Raw genomic sequence first — 11921 nt, 5'->3', positions numbered from 1 at the left:
CCGTGCCAGGATCGGCGCTACGAAGTGGGCCGCCGGCCGCCATGATCATGTGGAATCGTGCGCCGAATGCCGTGCCCGGCAACAGCGCGAGCGCCAGTACCTCGAGAAGCTCCGAGGCGCCGCCGTGCCCGAGGCCAGCGAGGACCTGACCGCGCGGCTCCTGGCCCGGACCGGGCAGTTGGCCGCGGAACGCGCGGCGGCAGAACGGAAAGCCACAGCGGAGCTGGAACGGACAGACGCGGAACAGACGGCCCTGGAACGGGCAGCGCCGGAACGGGCAGACGCGGAACGGACAGACCCCGCAGACACGGCGGCGACGGAACAGGGCGGTACCCCTCGGTGGCCGTCAGGGCAGTTCCCCGCAGAATACTCCGTGCCGGAGCGGGCAGCGACCGCCGGAACGGCAGCCGGTAGCGCCGCCGCCCGCTCACAGGGCGAACGCCGCCGCGGCTCCCGCCTGCCAGTGCTGGCAGTCGGAGGAGCCGTCGCCGCCTTGGCCCTCATGACCGGAACCGCGTACGTCATGGGAGGCGACGACGCAGTCCCCGCCGACGGCGCGGGGGCTTCCGCCCTCGCGAACCCGGACATCGCCGGGCTGCCCGCCAGCCGTGAATCGCTCGGTGCGGGGGAGCTGTTCGACGCCGGCGGATCGGGCAGCCCTGGCGTCCCCGGGGCAGAGGGAACCGAGCCCCGTGTTGCGTTCGGCCTGGGCGGTGAGCCCGACTTCACCCCCGGCGGGACGCTGAGCACCGTGCAGCTTGCCGCGTTCCGCTCGCAGGGATGGACATGTCCGGAGCTGCATGACCTCGGATTCCACCTCATCTGGGCCCGCGCCGGCGCCATCGCCGGCAACGAGGTCCTGGAGCTTCGCCTCACGGACGGCCGGCACTATGCCACGGTCCTCGAACAGCACGCTGCGACCCGGGGCCCGGGTACGGCGCCCGCACCCGCCCGGGGCGAAGTTTCACCCATTAACGTGCTGACCGGACACGCCGCCGTGGCGGACGGCTTCACCCCGGCCAAGGCCGGCACGCCGTCGGGCGTACCCGAAACCGGAAATGGCACCCTTTGGGTCAACCCTGCCCCGCCCTACCGGGCCATCTACCAGACCTCCGCGGCCACGTACACGTACATTTCGGACCTGCCGGCCGAGCAGGCCGACGACGGCGTCGCCGCGCTCACCCGGGTCAGCAGCGGCACTGCGGTGCAGGCATCACGGAACGGAATTCCGGAGCGGATCGAGCGTGGACTGAGCCGAATCCTGGAGCACCTGGCCCCGTGAGGCAGGGACGGGCCGGACATGGTCGGCATTCGGCCTTCGCGAAGTCGTCGCCAGCCCGAACGAGAGGGTAATCTTCCTAAAGTGCTTGGAATCAATGGACCGGAGTTCTTACTTCTGCTGATCATCGGCCTTCTGGTGATTGGTCCCAGCCGGCTGCCCGAATACACCCAGAAACTTGCCAATATCGTCAAGGAAGTGCGCCGGATGGCGTCCGGTGCGCGGGAACAGATCAAAGAAGAAGTCGGCATCGACATCGATGAGGTCGACTGGAAGAAGTACGATCCCCGGCAGTACGATCCCCGCCGGATCATCAAGGAAGCGCTCCTGGACGACGACACCAAGCCGGTGAGCACGGGAGCCCCCACCACGGTGTCCGCGGCCGCCGCCGCCGCGACGGCGGTCGCAGAGCGCCGTCCGGCGCGGGTTATCGAGCGGCTGCCCGAGGGCGAACCGGCACCCTTCGACTCAGAGGCGACCTAGGACCCCCAGAGGCGCCTGTGCCCTGATGGCGGGGTCCAGCCACGACGCCGGGCCCGGGCGGCAGCAGCCACCAGCGGGCGCCGTCAGCGGGGCTGCAGGCCCAGCGGCATACCCTTGAGTCCGCGGGGAACGGACGCCAGCTTGCCGGCGATTCCCGCCAGGGCCACGGCCGCAGGCGTCTCCGGACGGCCCAGCACCAGCGGCACCCCGGAATCCCCTCCTTCACGCAGCAGGACTTCGAGGGGAATCTGGCCCAGCAGGGGCACGTCCTCACCTACGGTGGCCGAGAGGCGCTCGGCGAGCACGGCGCCGCCGCCGCTGCCGAACAGTTCCATCCTGCCGCCGTCGGGCATTTCCAGGTATGACATGTTTTCCACGACGCCGGCCACGGTCTGGCCCGTCTGGGTCGCGATCGCGCCGGCCCGCTCGGCAACATCCGCGGCGGCCGCCTGCGGCGTGGTCACGACGAGGATCTGTGCCTTGGGCAGCAGTTGGGCGACGGAGATCGCGATGTCACCGGTGCCCGGGGGCAGGTCCAGGAAGAGGGCGTCGAGGTCGCCGAAGTAGACGTCCGTGAGGAATTGCTCGAGCGCCCGGTGCAGCATCGGGCCGCGCCAAGCCACGGGCTGGTTCCCGGTGACGAACATGCCGATGGAGATCACCTTGACCCCGTAGGCAACCGGCGGCAGGATCATATCGTCCACCCGCGTGGGGGCCTGCGTGATGCCCATCAGTCCCGGAACGGAGAAGCCGTAGACATCCGCGTCCACGATCCCGACACGGAGGCCCTGGGCAGCCAGGGCGCACGCCAGGTTGACTGTCACCGAAGACTTGCCCACGCCGCCCTTGCCGCTTGCGACGGCGTACACCCGGGTCAGCGAGCCGGGCGCGTTGAACGGGATGCCGCGCTGGCCGCCGGCGCCGCGCAGTCGCTCCTTGAGCGCGTCGCGCTGCTCCTGCGTCATGACTTTCAAGTCCACCTCGACGCCGGTGACGCCCGGGACGGCGGACAGGGCCGCCTCGGTGTCGGCTGTGATGGTGCCGCGTAACGGGCAGCCCGCGATGGTCAGAAGTACCACGATCCGCACGCGGCCGCCGTCGGTGATCTCCACGGACTCCACCATGCCGAGCTCGGTGATGGGGCGGCGGAGTTCAGGGTCGATCACGGTGGCGAGTGCGCCGTGCACGGCCTGGTCCAGGGACGTACGGTCCAGCGGGGTGCTCATGCGGGCGATGCTCAGCTTTCGGGGATGGTGCGGTGTGCGGGCTGGCGGACGGGGTCGGAAATGGCCTCCGAAAGGTTCTCCGGCTTGCCCTGCGGCGGCTTCTCCCGCTTGGCCTCGGAAGGGTTCCCCGGTTTGTCCCCGGCAGGCTCCTTCGCCGGTTCATCCCGCTTGCCGCCCGCCTTAACGCGCGGGATCTGCTGGGTCCGGGGGCTCCGCTGCTTGTCGCGCCGCTCCTTCATCTTCTCCTTGACCTTATCCCGCGGGGTCTCGTGGACGCCGGCGGAAGGATCGTGGTTGCGCAGTTCCTCCTGGGCCTCCAGCATGTCCTCCAGCAGGCTGCGCAGCTCGGCGCGGACGTAGTCGCGGGTGGCGACCTCGCGCAGCGCGATGCGCAGGGAGGCAAGTTCCCGGGTCAGGTATTCGGTGTCGGAGAGGTTGCGTTCGGCCCGCTGGCGGTCCTGCTGGAGCGAGACCTTGTCCCGGTCGTCCTGGCGGTTCTGCGCGAGCAGCAGCAGCGGGGCGGCGTAGGAGGCCTGCAGGGACAGCATGAGGGTCAGCAGCGTGAAGCCGAGTGCCCGTGAGTCGAACTGCCATTCCTCCGGAGCCCACGTGTTCCAGCCCAGCCAGAAGAGGCAGAACACGGTCATGTACATCAGGAACTGGGGCGTGCCCATGAAACGGGCGAACCCTTCCGTGGCATGGCCGAAGGCGTCCGGGTCGGGACGGAAATTGGGCAGGATCCGCTGCCGGCCGCTCAGGGGCGTGTCGAGGCCGCCGGTTGTCCTGTTGCCAGGACGGACATTGGAGGTCCGTGGTGCTGTGGGATCAGCCAATGCGGCCTCCAAGCTTCCTTATCGGGGCGTCGTCATCGTGGGCGCGCCAGTCGTCCGGCAACAGATGATCAAGCACGTCGTCAACAGTCACCGCCCCCACAAGCCGTCCGTCCTCGTTGACAACGGGGAGTGAGTTGAGGTTGTACGTTGCCAGCGTGCGGGCGACCTCGCTGATGTGGGCCTGGTCGGAAACCGGTTCCAGGTTCTTGTCCACCAGGTTCCCCAGCGGTTCCGGCGGCGGAAAGCGCAGGAGCTGCTGGATATGGACGACGCCGAGGAAACGTCCCGTCGGGGTCTCCAGCGGTGGCCTGGCGACGAAGATTGAGGACGCAAGAGCGGGGGAGAGCTCCTCCCGGCGGACGTGCGCGAGTGCCTCGGCGACCGTTGCTTCCGGGGGCAGGATTACCGGCACGGGCGTCATGAGCCCGCCGGCGGTGTCCTCGTCGTATTCGAGCAGGCGGCGGACGTCCTCAGCGCCCTCGGGTTCCATCAGCTGCAGGAGTTCCTCGGCCTGCGCGCTCGGGAGCTCGGCCAGGAGGTCCGCGGCGTCGTCGGGGTCCATTTCCTCGAGGACGTCCGCGGCGCGGTTGACGTCCAGGGCGGAGAGGATCTCCACCTGGTCGCCTTCCGGCATCTCCTGCAGGACGTCCGCGAGCCGCTCGTCCTGGAGTTCGCTGGCAACCTCGAAGCGGCGCTTGTCGCTCATTTCCTGCAGGGCTTCGGCGAAGTCGGCCGGCTTGAGGTCCTCGTGCGTGGCCACGAACTGGGTGGCGGCCTGCGGCTCGGTCTTGGCGCCCTGCAGTGCATCGGCCCAGTCGATGATCATGGTTTCGTTGCGGCGCAGCCGGCTCAGCGGCGAGAGGGAGTGGCCGCGGCGGACGAAGAGCTTGCTGACGAACCAGTCGCCGGAGCGGTGCCGGTCCATGGCGATGTCCTCGATGGTCGCATCGCCGCTGCCGTCCGCGAGGGTCACCCGGCGGTCGAACATTTCCGCCACCACGAGGGTTTCCGCGCCGCGCTGTTCGAAGCGGCGCAGATTGACCAGACCGGTGCAGATGATCTGGGTTTGGTCGATGGACGTAATCCGGGTCATTGGGACGAACACGCGCTTCTTGCCGGGGACCTCGACGACGATGCCCACCACGTGCGGGGCGCCCCTGGTTCCGCGGGAGAGCACCACGACGTCGCGCAGCCGGCCCAGGCGGTCGCCCAATGGGTCGAAAACGTCCAGTCCGAGGAGGCGCGCGACAAACACTCGCGAAAGATTCGTGCTCACTCCTACAGGCTACCGAGTCTGCTCTCTTTTAGCTGAATTTCCAGCCGCACACCAGCCGGATAGGTGAGAATGGGCTTATGTCAAACATTTTTGGTCCCAGGGCCGGTGCCCCCAACGGTTCGGACGAGGCCCGAGCCGTCCCGAGAGGCGACGTCGTCGGTTCCTACAACTCCTACCTGGATGCCCAGAAGGCGGTGGACTATCTGGCTGACCAGCAGTTCCCCGTGCAGATGGTGTCGATCGTGGGCAACGAACTGAAGATGGTGGAGCGGGTGACTGGCAGGCTGACCTACCCCCGCGTCGCCCTGTCCGGCGCCCTCAGCGGCATGTGGTTCGGCCTGTTCGTCGGCGTCATGCTGTCCTTCTTCTCCACGACCCCCGGCTATTTCTCGATTGTGACGTCCGTGCTGATGGGTGCCGCGTTCTTCATGCTGTTCGGCATCGTCACCTACGCCATGCAGCGCGGCAAGCGTGACTTCACCTCAACGAGCCAGGTGGTGGCGACCAACTACGACGTCGTGGTCTCCTTCGAGGCCGCCGGCGAAGCGCGGCGCCTGCTCCACCAGCTGCCCATGACGCCGCATGACGCGTCCGGTGCAACGGCCGGCGGCTACGCGCAGCACGACTACCGTCACCAGGAACCGCAGCAGCCCAGCCCGCAGCAGTCCGGGCAGCAGGGCCATGCGCCCCAGCGTCCCGCGGGCTGGAACGATCCGTACGGCCAGAGGACGCCGGAGACCGGCGGCGAGCCAGCCGGACAGTATCAGGGCGGTGTGCCACAGCAGGAGGATGCCGAAGGCCCGGCCCAGCCGGCACCGGCCACGGAGGAGACAGCCCGGCCCGCTGGCCGGGTCTCGGGTGTGACCTATCCGGACCTTCCGGACGGCCGCCCGCAGTACGGGGTCAGGGTCACGGACAGCGACAAGCCCGCCCCGGGCCAGGATGGCCAACAGCACTGATTCCGGCACTGATTCCAGACGGCACTGATTTTGGGCAGTAAAATCAGGCAGCAAAAAGGGGAGGGTCCCGGATGTCCGGGAGCCTCCCCTTTTCTGGTCTAAGCCTTTTTCGGAGCTACGCCTTTTTGATTTACGGCGTCTGGCCGTCCACCTCCAGGTAAATGCCCGCCATCCAGGACTCGACGTCGTCCGCCTTGCGCGGCAGTGCAGCGCTGAGGTTGACGGGGCCGCCGGCCGTCATGAGGATGTCGTCCTCGATCCGGACGCCGATGCCGCGATATTCCTCGGGGATCCCGATGTCTTCACTCTTGAAGTACAGGCCGGGTTCGATCGTGAACACCATTCCGGGCGTGAGCACGCCGTCGAGGTAGAGTTCCCGCTTCGCCTGGGCGCAGTCGTGGACGTCGAGGCCGAGGTGGTGGCTGGTGCCGTGCGGCATCCACCGGCGGTGCTGCTGGCCCTCGGTGCTGACGGCTTCCTCCACGGAGACGGGCAGGAGGCCCCATTCGGCGAGCCGTTCCGCCAGGACGGTGGTGGCTGCGGTGTGGATGTCCCGGAACTTGGTGCCCGGCTGGGCAGCGGCAAAGCCGGCGTCGGCGGCGTCGAGCACTGCCTCGTAGACCTTGCGCTGGATCTCGGAGAACTTGCCGTTGGCCGGCAGCGTGCGGGTGACGTCGGCCGTGTACAGGGAGTCGGCCTCGACGCCGGCGTCCAGCAGCAGCAGTTCACCGGCATTGACCTTGCCGGTGTTCCGCGTCCAGTGCAGCACGGTTGCGTTGTTGCCGGAAGCGGCAATGGTGTCGTAGCCGAGCTCGTTGCCTTCCTCGCGGGCCCGGGCGAAGAACGCCCCTTCCACCACGCGCTCGCCGCGGTGGTGGGTTAGCGCCCGGGGAAGAGCCTTCACGACCTCCGTGAAGCCTGCCACGGTGGCGGCGACGGCGGTCTTCATCTGTTCGATTTCCCACTCGTCCTTGAGGAGGCGCAGTTCCGAGAGGGCCTCGGTGAGCTTTTCGTCCAGGGCGTCGAGCACGCTCAGGTCAAGGTTGTCCGGGTCCTTGGCCGTGTTGTAGCGGGCTGTGTCCACGAGGGCGTCGATGTTGTCGTCAACCTTGCGGACCAGCCGGATGGAGATCCCGCCGATTTCGGGCGCACCGACGTTCTTGGTGATGGCGAGTTCGAGATCGGCTATGTCCGCGGTGGCCAGTCCGAGCTTCGCCTGGAACTCGGCCAGGGTCGGGCGTGCGCCGATCCAGAACTCCCCGGAGCGCGAATCAGCGTAGAACTGCTCGGTGTCGCGGCCGGCCAGTGGGCGGAAGTACAGGGTGGCGTGGTGGTTTCCGCCGTCGTCGCCCGCGCCCTCCGCCACCGGTTCCAGGATCAGGACCGCATCCGGTTCGTGGTCCAGGCCGAGGCCGGTGAGGTGCGCGAAGGCCGAGTGCGGCCGGAAGCGGTAGTCGCAGTCGTTCGAGCGGACCTTCAGCGGGCCGGCGGGGATGACCAGGCGTTCACCTTTGAACTGGCCTGAGATGGAGCGGCGCCGGGCTGCGGCGTGGCCCGCGACGGCGTCCCGTTCGGGGAGCTGTTGCGTGGCCGGCGCCCAGTTGCTGGCCATGAAGGCCTTGAAAGCGTCGGAGCTGGGCCGCTGTGAGCGGTTGTTGACGCGCTCTTCGAGGGGCTCGGAAGCGGAGATTAGGGTGTTATCTGCATCGTTCACCGTCCCATAGTCTCACCAGCGCCGCGGCTTAGGCCAACGGCGCGCTCGCGCTGCAGGGCGGCTGCGGGGCCCTGACACGAAGGAGGCGGGGCTTTGGATCCGGCCATCTACTAGGCTGGTGAGGTGAGGATTGACCTGCATGCGCACTCCAACGTTTCCGACGGCACCCAGGCGCCGGCTGACGTCATGGAGTCCGCAGCCGCTGCCGGCCTCGATGTCATCGCCCTGACCGATCACGATTCCACTGCGGGGTGGGCCGAGGCCGCCGCCGCTGCCCGGAAAACCGGGGTCGCCCTGGTCCCGGGCATGGAGATCTCGTGCCGCACGGCGGAAGGCATCAGCGTCCACTTGCTCAGCTACCTCCACGACCCCGCGCATCCGGGACTGCTTGAGGAAATCACGAAGTCAAAGGATGCCCGGCACACGAGGGCACAGCGGATGGTTACCCTTTTGTCCGAGGACTACCCGCTGACATGGGACGACGTGATCCATCACGTCGCGCCCGGCGCCACCCTGGGCCGCCCGCACATTGCCGACGCGCTCGTCGCCGCCGGCGTGGTGGAGGACCGGGCCGAGGCCTTCGGTTCCATCCTCACCTCACGATCGCGCTACTGGGTCCAGCACTACGCGCCGGAGCCGGCGCTCGCCGTCGAACTCGTCCTTGCAGCAGGCGGGGTCCCGGTGTTCGCCCACCCCGTCGCCTCTGCCCGCGGGCGGATCGTGGGGGAGGAGACTTACCGGGAGATGATCGACGCCGGGCTGGCCGGCCTGGAAATCTACCACCGGGACAATCCCGAGGAAGGCCGTAAGTTCCTGCGCCGCATCGCCGAAAAATACGGCCTGCTGGTCACGGGGTCTTCCGATTATCACGGCACAGGCAAGCCCAACCTGCTGGGGGAGAACCTGACCTCCGCGGAAGTCTTTGCCCGGATCGAGGAACTGGGCACTGGCTCGTCCGTGGTCCGCTGAAGGCCGCGACCCCGAGTTGCGCTATCACTTTGCGGCCCCTAGAGGCCGCCGGAATAGCCGCCACAAGTGATAGCGCAACGGGCGGAGTGGCGGGTCAGGCGGGCGGCGGGGTCAGGCCGTCGGGAACGACGTGAACTGCGCCTTCGCGGCCAGGCGCTTGGCCATGACGTCGATGGCCGGCTGGTTCTGGTCCACGCACACGAACCTGCGGTCGAGTTTCGCGGCCACGGATCCGAGCGTGCCGGAACCGGCGAAGAAGTCCAGGCACCAGTCGCCGGGCCGGCTTGAGGCCGCAACCACGCGTCGGATGAGCCCCTCCGGTTTCTGCGTCGGGTAGCCGGTCTTCTCCTTGCCGGTCGGCGAAACGATCGTGTGCCACCACACGTCCGTGGGAAGCTTGCCGAGCTCGCGCTTGGCGGGGGTGACAAGTCCGGGCGCCATGTACGGCTCACGGTCCACCTCGGCGCTGTCGAAGTGGTACTTCGCCGGGTTCTTGACGTAGACAAGGATGTTGTCGTGCTTGGTGGGCCAGCGGTACTTGGCCCGCGCACCGTAGTCGTACGCCCAGATGATCTCGTTCAGGAAGCATTCCCGGCCGAAGATCGCGTCCAGCATGACCTTCGCGTAGTGCACCTCGCGGTAGTCCAGGTGCAGGTACAGCGTGCCGTCGTCGGCCAGGAGCCGCCAGGCCTCCACGAGCCGGGGCTCGAGGAAGGACCAGTAGTCGCTGAACGCGTCGTCGTACTTATGCAGCGCACCCTTGATGGTGTCGTAGGACCGGCCCTTGAACCCGACGCGGTCACCCTCGCCGCCGGCGTTGAGCACCATCTTGGTTTCCTGGCGCCGCTGGACCCTGCCGGTGTTGAAGGGCGGGTCCACGTAAATCAGTGTGAAGGCGCCGTCCGGCAGCGTGGGGAGGTATTCCGCGTTATCCGCGTGAACCACCAGGTTGCTGCCGTCCGGCGCCCAGACGGTGTCAGTCATGGAGGGGATTAGGCCTCGGCGCCGCTCGGCTGTGCGTCGCCGCCGGCCACTACCTCGCCGTTGCGACGGCGGGTGCGGGTCCGGCGCCGGGCACGGGTTGCCCGGTCCACCTCGGTGGGGGCCTTCGCCGTTGCGGCGGCAGCAGTTTCCGGGCCCTGTCCGCTGGCGGTGGACACGGTATCGGCCTCGGCGGGACGGCGACGGCGGTCGCCGGACCGTCCGCCGGCTTCGGCGCCGCTGCGGCGCGAGTCGCGGCCGCCGGTGCGGCTGCTCTCGCGGGCGCCGTCACGGCTGCCCGTACGGCTGCTTTCTCGGGCGCCGTCCTTTGCGCTGCCGCGCGAGTTCTTCTTGCCGGTCTCGCCGAGGTCCTCGAGGACCTCCGCGTCGACGCCGGCGAGCACTCGCTTGTCGCGGGGGAGCCGGCCCTTGGTGCCCGCAGGGATGTCGAGTTCCTCGAACAGGTGCGGCGAGGAGGAATAGGTCTCCACGGGCTCGGGGTAGCTCAGGCCCAGGGCCTTGTTGATGAGCCCCCAGCGCGGCATGTCATCCCAGTCAACGAAGGTCACAGCGGTGCCCTTGTTGCCCGCGCGGCCGGTGCGGCCGACGCGGTGCAGGTAGATTTTCTCGTCCTCGACGCACTGGTAGTTGATCACGTGCGTGACGTCGTCGACGTCGATGCCGCGGGCGGCGACGTCGGTGGCCACGAGGACGTCCACCTTGTTGTTGCGGAAGGCGCGCAGCGCCTGTTCGCGGGCGCCCTGGCCGAGGTCGCCGTGGATGGCGGCGGCGGCGAAACCGCGGTCCACCAGTTCCTCGGCCACCTTCGCTGCGGTGCGCTTGGTCTTGGTGAAGATGATGGTACGGCCGCGTCCGCGGGCCTGCAGGATGCGGGCTACCACTTCCACCTTGTCCATGCTGTGGGCACGGTAGATCAACTGGCGGATGTCGCGCTTGGTCAGGCCTTCGTCGTCCGGGTCCGCGGCGCGGATGTGGGTCGGCTGGGTCATGTAGCGGCGGGCCATGGCGATGACCGGGCCGGGCATGGTGGCCGAGAACAGGAGCGTCTGGCGGACTGCGGGGGTACCGGCGATCAGGGTCTCGACGTCCGGCAGGAACCCGAGATCCAGCATTTCGTCGGCCTCGTCGAGGATGACGATCTTGACGTTCTTCAGGCTCAGGTGCTTCTGCTTGTAGAGGTCGATCAGGCGGCCGGGGGTGCCGACAACAACTTCGACGCCGTTCTTCAGCGCCTCGACCTGCGGCTCATAGGCGCGGCCACCGTAAATGGTGGCGATGCGGGCGTTGCGCTTCTTGGCGGCGTTCTCGAGGTCCTTGGCCACCTGGACGGCGAGTTCGCGGGTGGGCACAATCACCAGGGCCTGCGGGGCGCCCGGCACGGCCAGCTTGTCGAAGCCGGCGTCGTCACGGCCGACGACGCGCTGCAGCGCCGGGATGCCGAAGCCGAGGGTTTTGCCCGTGCCGGTCTTGGCCTGGCCGATGATGTCATGCCCCGCCAGTGCGACCGGCAGCGTCATGGCCTGGATCGGGAACGGGTGGGTGATGCCGGCGTCGGCCAGCGACTCCACGATGTCCGCGCGGACGTTGAAGTCGGCGAAGGTCTTTTCGGCAATCTCGTGCGGCTTTTCGTCCGAGATAATTGTTTCTTCGGGCTCGATGGTCTCCGTGCCGGACTCATCGGTCAGAAGCTGGTGCGTGTGCAATTCACTCACAGGGGAGTTTCCTTATTCATTTTGGGCTGCGCTGCTTGCTCAACGGGGCCGGCCGAAGTGGCCGTTCCGGAGCACGCTCAGGCGCGCAAGCATTTCCAGTGGAAGCCGATCGCGGGCTATCTAAATGCTGGCACTGGGGACCAGCGGGTGGATCTCAAGATCGCGTAGGGGCGGGCTTGTTGAATTCGAAAATCATGGAAATCAACGACCGGGCATCCATTTCTACTTCTCCAGTCTAGCTGGCTATAGGTCGTGTCAAGTGCATGCCCCGGGCGTGAAGGTTCGCCCCGTGTGTCTGGCGGGCGTTCTGAAGTGTTGTGGAGGGGCGGTTTGGCGGCTGGACCGGCGTTGGTCTGTGGGCGCCCACGCTGACTTATGCGACCTCAGCTATTTCACCCGGGTCATCTGGCGTCGTTCGGGTTGCCCGCGGGGCGAAGGGCCGGGCGCCAAGCTAGAGACGGCGTAACG

10 protein-coding genes are annotated in these 11921 nt (G+C 67.9%); 4 read left to right on the top strand and 6 right to left on the bottom strand.

Features of this window, described 5'->3' with window-relative positions; translation table 11 throughout:
• The first annotated feature begins 49 nt into the window (after positions 1–49).
• Both AC1DR1_RS06140 and AC1DR1_RS06135 read left to right on the top strand, forming a co-directional pair.
• Positions 50–1282: a hypothetical protein gene (locus AC1DR1_RS06140; RefSeq protein WP_476992337.1), complete on the top strand. Its 1233-nt coding sequence runs from the start codon at positions 50–52 to the stop codon at positions 1280–1282.
• Positions 1283–1363: 81 nt separating this feature from the next.
• Positions 1364–1762 (top strand): twin-arginine translocase TatA/TatE family subunit, encoded by a 399-nt coding sequence (locus AC1DR1_RS06135; RefSeq protein WP_229995000.1) that lies wholly within the window; start codon positions 1364–1366, stop codon positions 1760–1762.
• 83 nt (positions 1763–1845) lie between these two features.
• On the opposite strand, the gene AC1DR1_RS06130 is transcribed toward AC1DR1_RS06135, so the two are convergent.
• The 3 genes from AC1DR1_RS06130 to AC1DR1_RS06120 are packed head-to-tail and all read right to left on the bottom strand — an operon-like array spanning position 1846 to position 5097.
• Positions 1846–2988: an Mrp/NBP35 family ATP-binding protein gene (locus AC1DR1_RS06130; protein WP_229994999.1), complete on the bottom strand. Its 1143-nt coding sequence runs from the start codon at positions 2986–2988 to the stop codon at positions 1846–1848.
• Positions 2989–2999: 11 nt separating this feature from the next.
• Positions 3000–3833, bottom strand: coding sequence for a DUF1003 domain-containing protein (locus AC1DR1_RS06125; protein WP_414645490.1), 834 nt, complete (start codon positions 3831–3833; stop codon positions 3000–3002).
• Positions 3814–5097, bottom strand: a complete 1284-nt coding sequence (locus AC1DR1_RS06120; RefSeq protein WP_229994998.1) for a magnesium transporter MgtE N-terminal domain-containing protein — start codon at positions 5095–5097, stop codon at positions 3814–3816. Before AC1DR1_RS06120 ends, AC1DR1_RS06125 begins: the two co-directional genes overlap by 20 nt.
• 77 nt (positions 5098–5174) lie before the next feature.
• Between AC1DR1_RS06120 and AC1DR1_RS06115 the strand changes: the two genes are divergently transcribed.
• Positions 5175–6056 (top strand): YflT domain-containing protein, encoded by an 882-nt coding sequence (locus tag AC1DR1_RS06115; protein WP_476992336.1) that lies wholly within the window; start codon positions 5175–5177, stop codon positions 6054–6056.
• A gap of 130 nt (positions 6057–6186) precedes the next feature.
• Here AC1DR1_RS06115 and AC1DR1_RS06110 read toward each other — a convergent pair whose 3' ends face one another.
• A complete protein-coding gene (locus tag AC1DR1_RS06110; RefSeq protein WP_476992335.1) occupies positions 6187–7770 on the bottom strand; it encodes an aminopeptidase P family protein in 1584 nt (527 codons plus the stop codon).
• Positions 7771–7893: 123 nt separating this feature from the next.
• Between AC1DR1_RS06110 and AC1DR1_RS06105 the strand changes: the two genes are divergently transcribed.
• A complete protein-coding gene (locus AC1DR1_RS06105; RefSeq protein ID WP_476992334.1) occupies positions 7894–8739 on the top strand; it encodes a PHP domain-containing protein in 846 nt (281 codons plus the stop codon).
• Positions 8740–8850: 111 nt separating this feature from the next.
• Here AC1DR1_RS06105 and AC1DR1_RS06100 read toward each other — a convergent pair whose 3' ends face one another.
• Both AC1DR1_RS06100 and AC1DR1_RS06095 read right to left on the bottom strand, forming a co-directional pair.
• A complete protein-coding gene (locus tag AC1DR1_RS06100; protein WP_229994994.1) occupies positions 8851–9723 on the bottom strand; it encodes a DNA-methyltransferase in 873 nt (290 codons plus the stop codon).
• An 8-nt stretch (positions 9724–9731) separates the two neighbouring features.
• Positions 9732–11453 carry a DEAD/DEAH box helicase gene (locus AC1DR1_RS06095; RefSeq protein ID WP_476992333.1) on the bottom strand — a complete coding sequence of 574 codons (1722 nt, stop codon included), beginning with the start codon at positions 11451–11453 and terminating at the stop codon, positions 9732–9734.
• Positions 11454–11921 lie beyond the last annotated feature (468 nt).

The organism is Arthrobacter sp. P4_F10, assembly GCF_056401435.1.
The sequence above is the reverse complement of the archived record's forward strand: the minus strand, read 5'-3'. Positions and strand labels throughout refer to the sequence as shown.

Coding starts and splice junctions, on each gene's coding strand:
- AC1DR1_RS06100 (WP_229994994.1), bottom strand. CDS start 9,723: ATGACTGACACCGTCTGGGCGCCGGACGGCAGCAACCTGGTGGTTCAC.
- AC1DR1_RS06130 (WP_229994999.1), bottom strand. CDS start 2,988: ATGAGCACCCCGCTGGACCGTACGTCCCTGGACCAGGCCGTGCACGGC.
- AC1DR1_RS06115 (WP_476992336.1), top strand. CDS start 5,175: ATGTCAAACATTTTTGGTCCCAGGGCCGGTGCCCCCAACGGTTCGGAC.